Raw genomic sequence first — 14,179 nt, forward strand, 5'->3', positions numbered from 1 at the left:
TCCTAAAGGATACTTTTATTCGCCAAATCTCAGCCTATTCCTAACAATGTAATTAAAATGTTCACTCCGCGTTTCTGGACTATTTCTATCAGGCAGCGCGGAGGTAATATTTAAGAGGCAATGCTTATGATTTCTTTTGGTTATTAGTGATAAAGTGAACTGTTATTTACAGTGCGAATCTTTCGGTGTAATTCCGCCAGCGTATTGCAGTGAAACTTCGCCATGGCATTGCGACGATGGGTATAAATAGTCTTCGGTGACTTATGCAGCATATCGGCAATGGTCTTTGGTGAAAAACCCAATATTATCAATAAACAAACATGGATCTCTGACTGCGTTAGCGGTGATTCTTTGCGTAGGGTCCGGCGGAACTCAGGCTTATTAAGCTGCTGGCCCAGTGCTCTGAGCGAGAGTTTATCGCTGAAAACGCAGGCGCGTTCCGGCGGCAGAAATTGCTGTACTTCCTGTACCCGGTTATGCTCAGTAATGACCAGCCACTTTGCTTCTTTATCGTCGTGGAGAATTATTTCGCGTAATTGAAATACGCTCTCATCGTTATCTTTATTCAGCCATTGAATAGCAGGGTTTGGGCACACCATATAGGGAAGCGCGTGCTTTAGCCCCAACCATAGGAAATAGTTTGTGCTCAGGATAGCGACCTGATAAGGCGGATAGATCATGGCTATTTATTCCACAAAAAGCCCTGACCATAATTAGCGTGTGAATCACGGGCTAATTGGAAGTCAGCAAGCGTTTCAATACCTTCCACGAGAACCTCATCGGCAATCTTTTTGCACAGATGAGCAAGCTTGAGAAAGGCATCTTTGCATTCACGACCGGTCCAGAACGCATGCTTATCAATTTTTGCGCCAGAGAAACGGTAATCCTGTTCTACGAGGCAAGGCAGAATGTCATCATGGACGTCATCGGCCCAGACCGCGATACCCATTTCCCGCAGCGTAGCAATACGCGCACGCAGGCGCTGGCTATCGTCGGCTGAGAGCAGCGGAAGCTGCTCCAGGTCAGTAAGTTCAATGGCGATGTTTTCAATCGTGCCGAACTCACTGCACAGGCGCTGCAAAAAATCAGCTGTGAGCAGGACCTCCGCATTGGCATTGAGGTAATACTTGCCGCTGGGAGGCGTGCTCAGCACATGTGATAGCTGAGCAAAGAAAAGAGACAATCTGGCTTCCAGCGCCATATTACTGAAAAAAAGCTCAAGGTTAATTTGCGCTGGTGCGGTGGAGAGAACTTCCCAGGCGACGATATTTTCATCATCTAAGAAGCGAATGGATTCGAATTTATACCCTGTGAGCATGATTACGCAGCAATATTTACCAATAGTTTTTGTGTTGGCAAATGCTAGCTAAACTCATTTTTGCGGTATATTTATAAATACAAATAGTATTTATATGGTTATTCGAGCTGGTTTTTAATGATTATAAAGCTTTATATGCTTTCATAAGGGGTGGTATACCCCCTATGAAAGTGCGCCGCTGTTACCCCTCGGCATCGATGACCTTGATTTCGACCATGCCAACCCCGAGTTGACGAGGCGAATGGCCGAGGATATTCCCTTCATTGGTTGACTGCGGGTCCGGCGGCACAATCACCAGCGTACTGGCGCTGGAGGGATTATCGAAGTGCAGCGTCGTGGTGGTGACCTCGTGGCCCAGCGTCAGCGTTTGCTCGCTGTTGCCGACGCGAACGGGAATGGGCTTATCGGCGTTCGGGCCAAAAGCTTTGGCGGTAATGACCAAATCAAAGCGCTTCGGCAGCGGGTGCTGATACTCAATCTTCACTTCCTGGCCTAGCTGGGCGTTGGACCAGCGTCCCCATGACTCCGGACGGGAGATGCCGCTGAAGGATTTCACCTCTTCCGGCGCGCCTGCGACGTTGAAGATAAAGCTGTCTGCTTTATAGCGAATATCGTTGTCGACGGTTTTGAGCGAATCCACGTTACCGTTGTAGCGCACCATGTCGATCACCGTATCTTTAAACTCAGTTTTGCCACTCCATTGGGTTTTATCGACGTGCTGCACTTTTTGCTCCCCGCCAAGCTGCCCCTGAGACACGCACCAGTCGGTGGAGAGTGACAGATTTTGCGACCATAGCTGGCCCATCTTGTAGCAGCGGTCGACCCAGACGAAGTTATCGCGCGGGGCGAAATCCGCCAGCTGATAGCGCAGCGGCGCGGAGTATTCGCTTTCCGGCAGCGGTTCAACGCGATTATCGGAGACGCGCAGCAGCAGCGGCAGGCGGAAGTGACTACCGGAGAAGGCGATCATGTTTTTCTGGGTATCGATAGAGAAACTTTTGATCTCTTTCGGGAAGTTCCACAGGCGAATAACGTCTGGCTTCCAGGCCAGCACCTTCTCCTTCATATTGAGGAACACTTCCGAGAGTGACTGGCCAGATAAGCTGCTACGGCCAAGGCCGATAAAGTTATCGCCGCCGAGCAGATCCAGCACCGTCGCGCCGTTATCCATCGTGTTACGTTTTACCGCCACCACGTCCTGCTCGTCCGGCTGGTCACCGCGGATCACAAAGAACAGGTTGCTGCGATCCTGTTTGTTGAGGTAGTCCCAGGCGGTGTTTTTCATTGCCAGATGGTCAGAAGAGACCACGATAATGGTGTTCTTAAAATACGGCGATGCTTTGATTTTATTGATAAATTCAGCGATATTTTCCTGGCTACAGGTCACGGCGCTAAACGACTGGTTCGTTTTCCCGCCGATCTCATACTTTTTGCGGTTGCAGGAGCGCGAGATAAAGCCGTCCGGGTGGTGAGTATCTACGGTCAGGGTAAACAGCGAGAAGCGCTTGCCTTCCTGGGACAGCGACTCGAATTTCTTCCACGCTTCATCCAGCACGGTGTCGTCGTAGTAGCCCCAATCGTTCTTGTAGTTCGGGTCGGCGACGGTGGTTTTCAGCTCTTCAGCACCGTAGAGATAGTCGAAGCCGTGTGATTTCAGGAACACGTCTTTCCCGGCAAAGCGCAGGTTGGCACCCTGTACGAAGTAGTTTTCATAGCCTGAGTTTTTCAGGATATCGCCAAGGCAGATGTTCTGCGGGAAGAAGCTCGACAGCGAGGCGGAAGCGTTACCTTCAAACGGCGCGAAGAGCGGAATGCCGCACTGCGAAGCGACCATCCCGGCGATGGTGTAGTCGGTACCGGGAAGTTGCATGGTGTGGCTAAAATCGATCCCCTCGTTTTTCAGCGAGCCCAGCTCTGGCGTCAGGTTCGGGAAGGCCTGATCGTCAAAATAGGTGCGCTCCAGGCTTTCGCCATAGATATAAACGAGGTTCATTTTCGGGTTCGGGATCGTCTTCGACGGCTCTTTGTAGTAGGCCGCGAAGTCGGGATCGCCATCGCGGGACTGCGATTTTACCAGCTCGCTAATCTGGCGAAACGCCGGGCTGGCGTCTACGGAGCCCACGGCCAGCGCTAGCGCCACCAGGCTGTAGCCGAAGTGATGAGGATGGTGACGGCGGCGGCGCAGCACCCAGCCCAGCGCGCCAAAGACGGCTATCAGCCCGGCGATGAGGCCGATGCCCGGCAGAATATATTTGCCCACGCCGGCCCCCGTCAGGCTGTTGGTCAGCGTGTAGAGCACGGCGTCGTTGATTCCATCACCGGTAAAGTAGTCGCTTGCGTACAGAGTGATATTCAGGACCACAAACAGGCCCAGTACCGTTAGGGTGGCAGCAAACCACCATTTGTTACGCCCCGCTTTCCAGGCATAGATGGCGATGGAAGCGAGAAAAAGCACGAGGGATAACAACTCTGACACTACACATCCTCAACAGCGCCAGGATCTCTGGCTGAACAGAAGTTAACTTCACAATGTAATTGTGCCGTCATCTGTCTGCAATTCTATCGTAGCGAAAGTGTGCTGTTATTCAGAATTGGTTTAGAAATGACCATATTTTGAGCGGTAAATTTGCGGCGAACAGGGCGCTCGCCGCAGGAAAAGCATTAGGAAATGTAGTTAACGCCTTGTTTTAAGACGAAATCGCAGGCTTTTGCTTTCACTTTCTTGCCCAGTTCAGTGTTGCCCAGGCTATCGAGATCGAGTTTCTGGCCATCTTTCGCGTTCAGCAGACCCTGAATACCTTCCATATAGCCGGTATCCTGTTTCTGTTCTGCCTGTGTGTTGAGGCCCAGTTTATCCAGCACCTGGTTTTTCACGTTGTCGACGTTGGTGACGGAGGCCAGTTTCTCTTTCGCGCAGTAGCCCAGGATCCCCGCCGCATTGTTCATGCTGCTGGAGCTCAGAGACTGGCTGCCGCCGTTAAGCAGGCTGGTGAGCGAAGAGAGCGACGTGCCGCCAGTCTGCGACGAGCTGCTACCGCCGGTAAGCTGGGTAGCCGCGCTGCTCAGATCATTTAACGATACGGCGCCCGCAGCGGTAGACACAAACGCGCTGGCAATAATAACTCGGCAAAGCATCGATTTTACTGATTTCATGGGTGTACTCGTGTGTGCTATTAAAAGTTGGCGTGATGAGTATACGCCTATCATTCACCGGATTTATCTTAATACTCTTTGCCGGTGACGCGGCTGCGATAACTATCCCAGTTGAAGATCACCCATAGGCTATTACCGAGGCGCATACGGTCCATCACGCGCTCGCCCAGCATCTTATTCATTTCATCAAGATTGCTGTTGGTGAGCATGCCGGTCGGGCGTTTAGACGAAGAACGGCGATCGACAATCTGATTGATGATCACTTTTTCATAGCGCGATTCGGTCTGCATGCCGATCTCATCGATCACCAACAGATCGACGTTGCTGAGATCGCTCAACAGCTGCTCTTCACTGGTTTCCCGATTACCAAAGGTCTCTTTCATGGCGGACATAATATCGGCCACGGTAATGATCAGCACCGATTTGCCCCGCAGCAGCAGCTCGTTGCAGATGGCGGCGGCGAGATGGTTTTTCCCGGTGCCCGGCTTGCCGGAGAAGATAAAGCTCGCGATGTTGCCATCGAACTCCTCCACGTACTGCCTCGCTTTCGCCAGCGCGTTCATCTGGCCTTCGTTTTCAACGCGGTAGTTTTCAAACGAACAGTTTTGATGCAGCGGGCGAATGCCGGAGCGGTTAAAGGTGCGCTGCATTTTCATGGCGCGGTTCTCACGCGCCAGCGCGGCGGCGCGGATCTCGCCCTGTTCCTTTTGCCAGGCCAGCAGTTCTTCGCCGGTTTTAAATGCCGGTTCGATATGCGCCGGCATCATTTTCTGCAGGCGCTTCATTAATTCACCAACGTCTTTCATGCTCAACCTCTGAAACCCGGTGGAATATGACTGTCAGGCTCGCTGACGGTGTTGATATCGCGGCGCGTTTGACCGTTATTATTGGCCCGGCCCATCTGTACGCTGCGCGCCAGCTTTTGCTGCCACTGTACATGATGGAACACTTTCCCCTCCGCCTGCCAGTAAGCGACGAAAGCGGCCAGCTCTTCCGGCGTAACGGGCTCGCTTAAAGCGATACCCCACAGCGCGGAAAGGCGCAGGAACTCGGCGTCAGGCTGCCAGCCCGCGTACATGGCAAATTTGCCCATGGGGATGGCGATAGGCGCCGGGGTTGGCTCCTCAAAAAATTGTGCATCCAGCGTCACGTCGCTGCCCGGTCGGGACAGCTTTTCTTCCTGCGCCAGGAGTTGCGCCAGACGTTCCTGCGTAATGGCATAGAACACGGGCTGATTATTGGCAAACACGGCGAGCGCGCCGCCCTGAGTTTGCGCAAGAATCGCAGCAGGATCGGCGACAAAAGCGTCAATACCGATCACGTTAGGCGTTAAAATACGAGAAGACATAACACTATCTCAATACTGAAAAAACAACGGGAAGGGGGCGGAAGCACCGCCGTATATAGTGCACATAGTAGCACAAGCTATGGGGCGGGCGGCACTCCCCGTACCGCCGATGCTTCACACTCTTGGGCGTTTGCGATAGAGCCACAGGCCCGGAATCGACAGCCCGATAGAGAGCGCGCCGACGATAGACGACGCCTTCAGGAAATTGCTCAGCAGCATGATCATCAGCTCTTCGGAATAGCCGAAATGGCTGATTTTGACCGCAGAAATCATCGCCGTGTACGCCGAAATACCGGGGAACATGGGAATGACGGCGGCCACGGTGAAGATCTTCGGGTGCGCCAGATACCAGCGCGACCACTGGATGCCGATGCTGCCGACCAGCAGCGCCGCGAGGAAGGTGGCCCACTCGATATTGAACCCGGCGGTCATCATGGCGAATCGCGAGGTATGGCCGATCGCCCCCAGCAGCGCACACCAGGGCAGTGCGCGCTGCGGGACGTTAAAGACCATGGCGAACCCGACGGCGGGAATCGCCGATAGCACGGCGTCCTGCGCCAGTAAAAACAGAAAATGCATCACACCCATCCGCGCAGCCCCCATAACGTCATCGCCATCACCACGCCGACGCAGGTCGCCAGCGTCAACAGGCTGGCAATTGCCCAGCGTGCCAGACCGGTGTTGATATGGCCTTTGAACATGTCGGCAACCGCGTTAATCAACGGGAAGCCTGGCACCAGCAACAGCACGCTGGCTGCCATCGCTACCGTTGAGGTCTGATGAAAGGCGGGCAGTTGCAGCATCAGGCCGGAGACAGTGGTGGCGACAAAAGCGGTCAGGCCGAAGTTAATCTGCGGGTGCATTGAACGGTGGGTCAGCACCTGACGGATGTACATGGCGATAGAGCTGGCGCAGAAGGTGATGAGCGCACCGTCCCAGCCGCCGTTGTTGAGCTTGCAGAAGCAGGCGCAGGAGAGGCCCACCATCAGCACAACCAGCCAGCGCGGGTAGCGCAGCGGTTTAATCTGCGTGAAGCGCTTGCCGACGTCTTTATAGTCCAGCAATTTGTGCTCGGCCATAATGACGATGTGCTGCACCTCTGTGACCACGTGCATGTTAATACCGCGATCGCTATTTTTACGCGTTGAAGTCAGGCACTGCCCGTCTTTAATGGTGGTTAGCACAATCGCGTTTGACGAGATCGCGCTTTCGACGCTGTCCATCCCCAGCGCGCGTCCCAGACGTGTTGAAAGCTCCTCAACCAGGGCACTCTCCGCCCCATGCTGGAGTAAAAAAAGACCGCACTGAATACAAAGCCGTGTGACGATGCGTTGTTCTGACTGATCTACTTCCATAATGATCCTGGTATCGAGAACGCCGATGTAATGACCTACTTTTACCCGAAGAGCATGGGAGAGCAATCCGGCCAGGATCAAACAATGTGCAAAAATTCGGCGGCCAGTCGCTTTTGTTGAAGAGTTGATGTTGCCCACACTTTTGCAAAACTGTTCGAAAGTGCAATTTTTGAACGGATTCTGACCTTCTTTTTCCCCTCTGACTTATCAAAAATGCATTCTGAAACTTTATTGATACATGAAATAAACAAATAATTAACCAGAGTGCGAGGTCACCCATGAACACGCAAGTTGCCATTATCGGTGCCGGGCCTTCCGGGCTGCTGTTAGGCCAGTTGTTGCATAATGCGGGCATTAAAACCGTGATCCTGGAACGTCAGACTCCCGAGTATGTACTGGGGCGTATTCGCGCCGGGATCCTCGAAAACGGTACCGTCGAACTGCTGCGTGAAGCGGGCGTCGCTCGCCGTATGGAGGCGGAAGGGTTGGTTCACCACGGCGTGGAGTTCCTGTTTGCCGACCGGCGTATTCCCGTGCCGCTGAGTGAATTGACCGGCGGGAAGAGCGTGATGGTTTATGGCCAGACCGAAGTGACGCGCGATTTGATGGAAGCACGGCAGGCCAGCGGCGCGCAGACCATTTATGGCGTTGAGCAGGTTGAGTTGCACGACCTGAAAAGTGATAAGCCCTCCGTCACCTTTATGAAAAATGGCGAACGCTGCCGCCTGGAATGTGAGTTTGTCGCCGGCTGTGATGGCTTCCACGGCGTTTCTCGTCAGAGCATTCCTCGCGATATTCTGCGTGAATATGAAAGCATCTGGCCGTTCGGCTGGCTGGGGCTGCTCTCTGACACGCCGCCGGTCAACCCGGAACTGATTTACGCGCATCATGAGCGTGGGTTTGTATTGTGTAGTCAGCGCTCACTAACTAGAAGCCGCTACTATCTGCAGGTTCCGTTGACCGACAGCGTTGAACAATGGTCTGACGAACGCTTCTGGGGTGAACTGAAGCGCCGTCTGCCGGACGAGCTGAGTCAAAAGTTAGTGACTGGTCACTCACTTGAGAAGAGCATCGCGCCATTGCGTAGCTATGTGGTGGAGCCGATGCAGTACGGGCGGATGTTCCTGGTTGGCGATGCCGCACACATTGTGCCGCCAACCGGGGCCAAAGGGCTGAACCTGGCCGTTTCGGATGTGAACTATTTGTGGCGTATCCTGCGGCAGTATTACCAGAATGGACGCGCCGACCTGCTGAGCCGTTATTCGCAGCTGGCGCTGAACCGGGTCTGGAAAGGTGAACGTTTTAGCTGGTTTATGACCCATCTGCTGCATGATTTTCAGGACCAGAGCCCGTTTGCCAGAAAGATGCAGGAGGCCGATCGCCAGTACTATCTCAGCTCGCAGGCGGGACTGACAACGATTGCTGAAAACTACGTGGGGCTGCCTTATGAAACGGTGGAGTAGAGAATGAAAAGAGCGGGTGTCGAGGCGAATATACCGGAGGTGGTGCCGGTATTTAAGCTCTATGGCGAGCATATGGGTTGGCCGACGCCCGATCTGCTGCACTGCGAATCGATCCATAAACGGAGCAGCCTCTATGAATGGCACATTCGGGTTCATCAGCATGCCGAACTGGTGCAACTGCTTTATTTGCACAAAGGGCAGGCTGAAATAGAAATAGAGGGACAACGCCTGGTGGTGAACGAATCTTCTATTCAGGTCGTTCCCGCGCTCTGCGTTCATGGCTTTCATTTTTCGCCGGGGACGCAAGGCTACGTGCTCTCGCTTGCGCTGCCGTTGTTAAGCCGTCTGGAGACGCAGTTTGGGCAACCGCTGGATATGCTGAACCAGCCCGGCTGTATTCCGGTCAAACGTTCCGGCCACCATATCCGTACTTTATTTGCCACGCTGCTGGAAGAGTACACCCAGGATCACGACGCGCGGGAGATGATGCTCTATTCGTTACTCAGCGCGCTGCTGGTGTGGCTCAATCGTCAGGGTAAGGCGGGAGGCGCGGTGAAGGATAACAGCGAGCGGAAACGCAGCGTGCTGCGCCAGTTTAGCCGGCTGATTGAGAGCCACTACCGTGAGCATTTATCGTTGGCCGACTATGCGCAAAAGCTCCGGGTTTCCACCACCCATCTGAACTGCCTGTGCCGTGAATATCACGGTACCAGCGCATTGAACGTTTTACATCAGCGGCTGCTGCTTGAAGCAAAGCGCAGCCTGCAGTACACCAGCATGACCATCACGCAGGTTTCTGATTATCTGGGGTTTAGTGACGTGACCTATTTTTCGCGTTTCTTCCGCAAGCGGGAAGGGGTGACGCCCAAAGAATTCAAAATGAAAATGGAACTATCTGAGTAGGCTATTTTTTTTGAATGTTTAATTCTACTTATTGAGACTTTAATATTTTCTAAGCAACCTCTTTTACATTGATATGCCATACTGTCGTAGTTAGTCCTGCTAACCAGATGAAATCATCTCACAGGTAAAGTCATACAGCGGTCAGGTTTATTTGATAATTAACCGACGAGTATTATGCCGCTATTAAAGGGAAATAGAAATGGATGGATTCATTTCCTGCGAATACGCTTATTTGATTAAATAAAAACATATTCAGGAAACGAATCTTCGAAAGGATACGGAGGTTATATGACGCCAGAGTACTGCAAGTTCGCAGTGATTATCAGCAAAATACCGGTTATGCAGTCTGGGCTGAATTCCATCATGCGAATGCACTTCCCGAATTATGAGCTCAATTTTTGCCAGTCTCTCGAGCAGTTAACGCTGCTTCAACTTCGCCGTACTGATGTGGTTATCGTTGATTTCTCTGGCGATATTGGCAACCCGCGTGCGCTCTGCGAGCAATACTATACGCTGCTATCGCAATATCGTGATATTCACTGGATATTTATGATTAGCCGCCAGTACTACGCATTAGCCGTTGAATTTTTAATGCGTCCGGAAAGTACGCTGCTTTCCGAATCAGACTCCGTTGAGCGGGTGGTAAAAGCCATTCAACAGGAGAATGTTAGCACGGATAACGTGAGTGAAATGCTGCTTTCGCTGCAGCATGATGCGGACGGTGATGATGATAATCAACGACTCATTATGTTGACACTGTCCGAGCGGAAAGTACTGCGACTGCTGGCGAAAGGATGGGGGATTAACCAAATCGCCGCGTTGCTGAAAAAGAGTAATAAAACCATTAGCGCGCAAAAAAATAGTGCGATGCGCCGCCTGTCTCTGCGCAGTAATGCGGAAATGTATGCCTGGCTCAACAGCAATCAGGGAATGAAGGAACTCAATCTCTATTCAGCCTACGGGGAGCAAGTCGAATGGAAAAATGCAGCAGGAAGCAGCGCATCGCTATCATAGAGCATTGTAATGTGACGGCGGTAGGGCTACGCCATCTACTGATGAGCGCTCGTGGTAGGCATTTTACTTTCCATTTTTTTCGCAGCATTGCTGAATTTAAGCTGGCGGTCAAACAAGGGCCGTTTGATGGCGTCATGTATTGTCTCTCCGGCACGCGTGAACTTCGTATTGAATGCCTGTTATTGATGGGCGAGATTGCCAATCATCATCCTGAGGTGATGCGCATCATTCTGGCTAACGATAAAGATGAAGCGGCGCTGATTCGGCACCTGTCGCCAACCTATATTCACGGCGTGCTCAGTAAATCCGAAACGTTGAGTGACCTACGGCATAGCGTATTCGAGCTGCTGGAAGAGGCGATAGAAGTTCGTGAAGCAATGGAGGATTCCGCTGCCCAGCGTGAAAATCGTTTTCTCAGCCCGACCGAGAACCTGATCCTGCGTTACATGACCTACGGCTATTCGTTGATGGATATTTCTCAGCAACTGGGGCGGAATATCAAAACCATTCGCGCGCACAAATTTAATGCGATGACGAAGCTGAGAGTGAATTCCGATATTGAGCTACTGAGCGCCGCCGACCTGCTGGTGTCGTTACACGATATAAATGATGCCAGCACCTCGCCTGTTTGCTAGAGGCAGACATCCACCCAAGTAGCAGCGGTAAGGCTAGCCATTCGCTCCGGCGAAATGCGTACCGCACTGTGTATGGCTCCTGCGGCAGGAAGAACTTCTTCGTATTGCTGCAGCGAGACATCACAGTACACCGCCAGCGGATTCTCCAGCCCAAATGGACAGACCCCACCGACCGGGTGACCGGTGAGAATCACCACTTCATCACTGCTTAGCATGCGAGCCTTCGCACCAAAAGTCTCTTTCAACTTCTTATTGTCCAGACGGGCATCTCCTTTCGCAACTACCAGAATGACGCGGTCTTTCACCTTCAGCGAGAGCGTTTTGGCGATTTGTCCGGGCTCAACGCGGTGCGCGGCAGCGGCAAGCGCAACGGTTGCGGTACTTTGCTCAAGCTCGATGATGCTGATGTCGGGCGCGTGCTCGGCAAAGAATGTCTTTACGGACTGTAGGCTCATGCTTCTCTCCTGATAATTCGGCGAGTCACTCTGTCATAGAGTTACCTGGGTTGTAAATAAAGCGGCTAAGTTGTGCAAAAATTGTTTGTTTTTTGGATCTCCTTCACAATCAGTGCAACCGGTTACTGTAACCGGTTGCGGTTATTCATCAGGCGATTGATACTGCGGGGGTAACTTCCTTTGTATCTATAATAAGAGCCGTGTATGAACTGTATCGGTATGAACATCATTGCAGGTCGCAGACCCGTAACACCTGATGCTTCAATGTACGCCCAGTTGCATGTCGGCAAAATCGTTGTTGCTGTGTTGACGTCTAAAGCCTGTCAGGAGGGCTGTTATGTCTGCTAATCACGCTGCATTTAATCTGATATTCCGTTTTGTAGAAAATTACGTTAGTCCGGTCGCGGGACGAATTTCCTCTCAGCGTCACGTTATGGCGATTCGTGATGGTTTTATCTCTGCCATGCCTTTTATGATTGTAGGATCGTTTTTACTGGTTTTCGCCTACCCACCGTTTTCTCCCGATACCACCTGGGGCTTTGCCCGTGCGTGGTTAGATCTCGCTAAGCAGTTTGAAGGCCGCATTCTGACGCCGTTTGATATGACGATGGGCATTATGTCTATCTATATCTGCGCGGCTATCTCCTATAACCTCGGTAAACACTACGAAAAGAGCAACCAGCTCGATCCGTTCATGTGTTCGATGCTCTCCATCATGGCGTTTCTGCTGGTGGCTGCACCAAAAACCAGCGGTCATCTGCCGGTTGATAGCCTGGGGGGAACTGGGATCTTTACCGCGATCCTCGTTGCCGTCTACTGCGTGGAGATGATGCGTTTTCTGAAAGTCCGCAACATCGGGATCCGCCTGCCGGATCAGGTGCCGCCGATGATCAAAAACTCCTTCGACCTGCTGATTCCAGTGCTGGTGGTGGTGTTGACGCTCTATCCGCTGAGCCTGTTTATTCAAAGCCAGTTCGACATGCTGATCCCGCAAGCCATCATGTCCGTGTTCAAACCGCTGGTTTCCGCCGCTGACTCCTTACCGGCGATTCTGCTGGCCGTACTGATTGGTCACCTGCTGTGGTTTGCAGGGATCCACGGGGCGGCGATTGTCTCCGGTATGCTGCAGATGTTCTGGCTGACTAACCTTGGCCTGAACCAGACTGCTCTGGCGCAGGGCGCGCCGCTGCCGCACATCTTTATGGAAGCGTTCTGGACCTTCTTCATCGTGGTCGGGGGTTCCGGTGCAACGATGGGGCTGGTGTTCTGCTACCTGCGTAGCCGTTCAGCCCACCTGCGTTCTATCGGCCGTCTGAGCGTGGTGCCTAGCCTGTTCAACATCAACGAACCGGTTATCTTCGGTACCCCAATCGTGATGAACCCAGTGTTCTTCATTCCATTCCTGCTGGCACCGATGGTCAACGCGATTCTGGCGTGGGCGGCGATGAAGCTGGATCTGATTGGTCGCGTGATTTCAGTGGTACCGTGGACGGCACCGGCACCTATTGGCGGCGCATGGGCTTTAGGTTGGGACTTCCGTGCGGCGATTCTGGTGGTGCTGTTGGCCTGCGTTTCCGCAGTTATCTACTATCCGTTCTTCAAAGTGTATGAAAAACAGTTGTTAGAGCAGGAAAACGAAGAAGCGCAGCGTGCGGCTGAAGAGAGTCAGCAGGCAGCGTAAAAGAAAGCAGCAAAAAATAACGGGGCGAAAGCCCCGTTGTTTATTTCAGCGTACAGTCACCACACTGTTTAACGTCGGGCAAGCGGTAACGCTGGCAGCAGGTGCGACGCACCAGCAGGCCGTCACGTAATACCACAGTACGCCATAACGGATTATCCTGGCCGTCGGCCAGCGTGCTGGTAAAGAAACAGCGTTGGCGCAGCAGGTTGACCTGCTCTTCCCCTAGCAGCGTTTTCATTTCGCCGAGATACCAGTTAATCAGATAGCCGGTATTACTCCAGATGAGCTTGCCGTTAATCTCTCCTGTTGCTTCCAGCGCCTGCACAACCGGCATAAGCGCCTGACTCACCAGATCGTCCATGCGTTCGATGGCCGGCTTCTGGCTGGCGCGAACGTCAGCGTGTACGTCGATCCAGAAGCAGGCCGCACGGCCAGTTTCGTGGAATTCCACGCGGAAATGGTCAGGGCTAAGTGATATAGCGGATTCTTCAGTCAGCAGCGCGAGCATCAACGGTGGCACCAGCAGGCCGATGTACCATTGCGCCCAAAGGGAAAGCAGCGGTTTATTTTCTCGCGCCAGGGTTGGTTGATTGCGGTAGATATGATCGGAATAGACGGCCAGCAAGGAGCTTAGCTCCGTCGGTTTTGCCCATTCGCTGAGGGTTCTGGCACAATCCGGGGCCGCTTCGCCCAGACGAAACATGTCCAGCAGGTGCGGACGCAGTTCGGCTATTTTGGCGCGCACTGACTCTGCGAACGCCTGTTCCTTTGAGGGAATCGGCGTGCGCCAGATAAGGTCATCGGCGATCGGAGCGGAACGGTAAGCCATAGCGTTGCTGGATTCAAATCTAAAT

The 14,179-nt window shown here is 52.8% G+C and carries 15 protein-coding genes; 5 read left to right on the plus strand and 10 right to left on the minus strand.

Going from position 1 to position 14,179, the window contains the following annotated elements:
* Nucleotides 1–143: 143 nt before the first annotated feature.
* From AB2B48_RS21020 to AB2B48_RS21055, 8 genes are all read right to left on the minus strand, one after another.
* Entirely contained in the window at nt 144–680 is a 537-nt protein-coding gene (locus AB2B48_RS21020) for a helix-turn-helix transcriptional regulator (protein ID WP_185668226.1), read from the minus strand.
* 2 nt (nt 681–682) lie between these two features.
* Nucleotides 683–1,318 carry an EAL domain-containing protein gene (locus AB2B48_RS21025; protein WP_368300113.1) on the minus strand — a complete coding sequence of 212 codons (636 nt, stop codon included), beginning with the start codon at nt 1,316–1,318 and terminating at the stop codon, nt 683–685.
* Between the two features lie 181 nt (nt 1,319–1,499).
* Nucleotides 1,500–3,794, minus strand: coding sequence for a phosphatidylglycerol--membrane-oligosaccharide glycerophosphotransferase (gene opgB, locus AB2B48_RS21030; protein ID WP_368300115.1), 2,295 nt, complete (start codon nt 3,792–3,794; stop codon nt 1,500–1,502).
* 185 nt (nt 3,795–3,979) lie between these two features.
* A complete protein-coding gene (locus tag AB2B48_RS21035; RefSeq protein ID WP_333500646.1) occupies nt 3,980–4,471 on the minus strand; it encodes a DUF2501 domain-containing protein in 492 nt (163 codons plus the stop codon).
* A 68-nt stretch (nt 4,472–4,539) separates the two neighbouring features.
* Nucleotides 4,540–5,277, minus strand: a complete 738-nt coding sequence (gene dnaC, locus AB2B48_RS21040) for a DNA replication protein DnaC (RefSeq protein WP_185668230.1) — start codon at nt 5,275–5,277, stop codon at nt 4,540–4,542.
* A gap of 2 nt (nt 5,278–5,279) precedes the next feature.
* Nucleotides 5,280–5,819: a primosomal protein DnaT gene (dnaT, locus tag AB2B48_RS21045; RefSeq protein WP_368300117.1), complete on the minus strand. Its 540-nt coding sequence runs from the start codon at nt 5,817–5,819 to the stop codon at nt 5,280–5,282.
* Between the two features lie 114 nt (nt 5,820–5,933).
* Nucleotides 5,934–6,407 (minus strand): threonine/serine exporter, encoded by a 474-nt coding sequence (locus AB2B48_RS21050; RefSeq protein ID WP_185668232.1) that lies wholly within the window; start codon nt 6,405–6,407, stop codon nt 5,934–5,936.
* Nucleotides 6,398–7,174 carry a threonine/serine ThrE exporter family protein gene (locus AB2B48_RS21055; protein ID WP_368300118.1) on the minus strand — a complete coding sequence of 259 codons (777 nt, stop codon included), beginning with the start codon at nt 7,172–7,174 and terminating at the stop codon, nt 6,398–6,400. The genes AB2B48_RS21050 and AB2B48_RS21055 overlap by 10 nt, the downstream gene beginning before the upstream one ends.
* A 278-nt stretch (nt 7,175–7,452) precedes the next feature.
* Between AB2B48_RS21055 and pobA the strand changes: the two genes are divergently transcribed.
* From pobA to bglJ, 4 genes are all read left to right on the plus strand, one after another.
* Nucleotides 7,453–8,637: a 4-hydroxybenzoate 3-monooxygenase gene (gene pobA / locus AB2B48_RS21060; protein ID WP_185668234.1), complete on the plus strand. Its 1,185-nt coding sequence runs from the start codon at nt 7,453–7,455 to the stop codon at nt 8,635–8,637.
* A gap of 3 nt (nt 8,638–8,640) precedes the next feature.
* Entirely contained in the window at nt 8,641–9,540 is a 900-nt protein-coding gene (locus tag AB2B48_RS21065; RefSeq protein ID WP_368300120.1) for a helix-turn-helix domain-containing protein, read from the plus strand.
* Between the two features lie 288 nt (nt 9,541–9,828).
* Nucleotides 9,829–10,554 (plus strand): helix-turn-helix transcriptional regulator, encoded by a 726-nt coding sequence (locus AB2B48_RS21070; protein ID WP_185668235.1) that lies wholly within the window; start codon nt 9,829–9,831, stop codon nt 10,552–10,554.
* Nucleotides 10,515–11,189, plus strand: a complete 675-nt coding sequence (gene bglJ, locus AB2B48_RS21075) for a DNA-binding transcriptional activator BglJ (RefSeq protein WP_185668236.1) — start codon at nt 10,515–10,517, stop codon at nt 11,187–11,189. The genes AB2B48_RS21070 and bglJ overlap by 40 nt, the downstream gene beginning before the upstream one ends.
* Here bglJ and AB2B48_RS21080 read toward each other — a convergent pair.
* Entirely contained in the window at nt 11,186–11,644 is a 459-nt protein-coding gene (locus tag AB2B48_RS21080; RefSeq protein WP_185668237.1) for a YbaK/EbsC family protein, read from the minus strand. The two genes, bglJ and AB2B48_RS21080, sit on opposite strands and share 4 nt — an antisense overlap.
* A 337-nt stretch (nt 11,645–11,981) precedes the next feature.
* Here AB2B48_RS21080 and AB2B48_RS21085 point away from each other — a divergent pair, with 337 nt between their 5' ends.
* Nucleotides 11,982–13,325 carry a PTS sugar transporter subunit IIC gene (locus tag AB2B48_RS21085; protein ID WP_185668238.1) on the plus strand — a complete coding sequence of 448 codons (1,344 nt, stop codon included), beginning with the start codon at nt 11,982–11,984 and terminating at the stop codon, nt 13,323–13,325.
* 40 nt (nt 13,326–13,365) lie between these two features.
* Here AB2B48_RS21085 and fhuF read toward each other — a convergent pair whose 3' ends face one another.
* Nucleotides 13,366–14,154, minus strand: coding sequence for a siderophore-iron reductase FhuF (fhuF, locus tag AB2B48_RS21090; protein WP_185668239.1), 789 nt, complete (start codon nt 14,152–14,154; stop codon nt 13,366–13,368).
* Between the last annotated feature and the right edge of the window lie 25 nt (nt 14,155–14,179).

This window comes from Kluyvera sichuanensis (genome assembly GCF_040930405.1).
Lineage (GTDB): Bacteria > Pseudomonadota > Gammaproteobacteria > Enterobacterales > Enterobacteriaceae > Kluyvera > Kluyvera sichuanensis.

What these genes read in the sequence shown, in the direction of transcription:
- AB2B48_RS21020 (WP_185668226.1), bottom strand. Translation starts at nt 680, where the DNA reads ATGATCTATCCGCCTTATCAGGTCGCTATCCTGAGCACAAACTATTTC.
- AB2B48_RS21025 (WP_368300113.1), bottom strand. Translation starts at nt 1,318, where the DNA reads ATGCTCACAGGGTATAAATTCGAATCCATTCGCTTCTTAGATGATGAA.
- AB2B48_RS21035 (WP_333500646.1), bottom strand. Translation starts at nt 4,471, where the DNA reads ATGAAATCAGTAAAATCGATGCTTTGCCGAGTTATTATTGCCAGCGCG.
- dnaC (WP_185668230.1), bottom strand. Translation starts at nt 5,277, where the DNA reads ATGAAAGACGTTGGTGAATTAATGAAGCGCCTGCAGAAAATGATGCCG.
- dnaT (WP_368300117.1), bottom strand. Translation starts at nt 5,819, where the DNA reads ATGTCTTCTCGTATTTTAACGCCTAACGTGATCGGTATTGACGCTTTT.
- AB2B48_RS21050 (WP_185668232.1), bottom strand. Translation starts at nt 6,407, where the DNA reads ATGGGTGTGATGCATTTTCTGTTTTTACTGGCGCAGGACGCCGTGCTA.
- AB2B48_RS21055 (WP_368300118.1), bottom strand. Translation starts at nt 7,174, where the DNA reads ATGGAAGTAGATCAGTCAGAACAACGCATCGTCACACGGCTTTGTATT.
- pobA (WP_185668234.1), top strand. Translation starts at nt 7,453, where the DNA reads ATGAACACGCAAGTTGCCATTATCGGTGCCGGGCCTTCCGGGCTGCTG.
- AB2B48_RS21065 (WP_368300120.1), top strand. Translation starts at nt 8,641, where the DNA reads ATGAAAAGAGCGGGTGTCGAGGCGAATATACCGGAGGTGGTGCCGGTA.
- AB2B48_RS21070 (WP_185668235.1), top strand. Translation starts at nt 9,829, where the DNA reads ATGACGCCAGAGTACTGCAAGTTCGCAGTGATTATCAGCAAAATACCG.
- bglJ (WP_185668236.1), top strand. Translation starts at nt 10,515, where the DNA reads ATGGAAAAATGCAGCAGGAAGCAGCGCATCGCTATCATAGAGCATTGT.
- AB2B48_RS21080 (WP_185668237.1), bottom strand. Translation starts at nt 11,644, where the DNA reads ATGAGCCTACAGTCCGTAAAGACATTCTTTGCCGAGCACGCGCCCGAC.
- AB2B48_RS21085 (WP_185668238.1), top strand. Translation starts at nt 11,982, where the DNA reads ATGTCTGCTAATCACGCTGCATTTAATCTGATATTCCGTTTTGTAGAA.
- fhuF (WP_185668239.1), bottom strand. Translation starts at nt 14,154, where the DNA reads ATGGCTTACCGTTCCGCTCCGATCGCCGATGACCTTATCTGGCGCACG.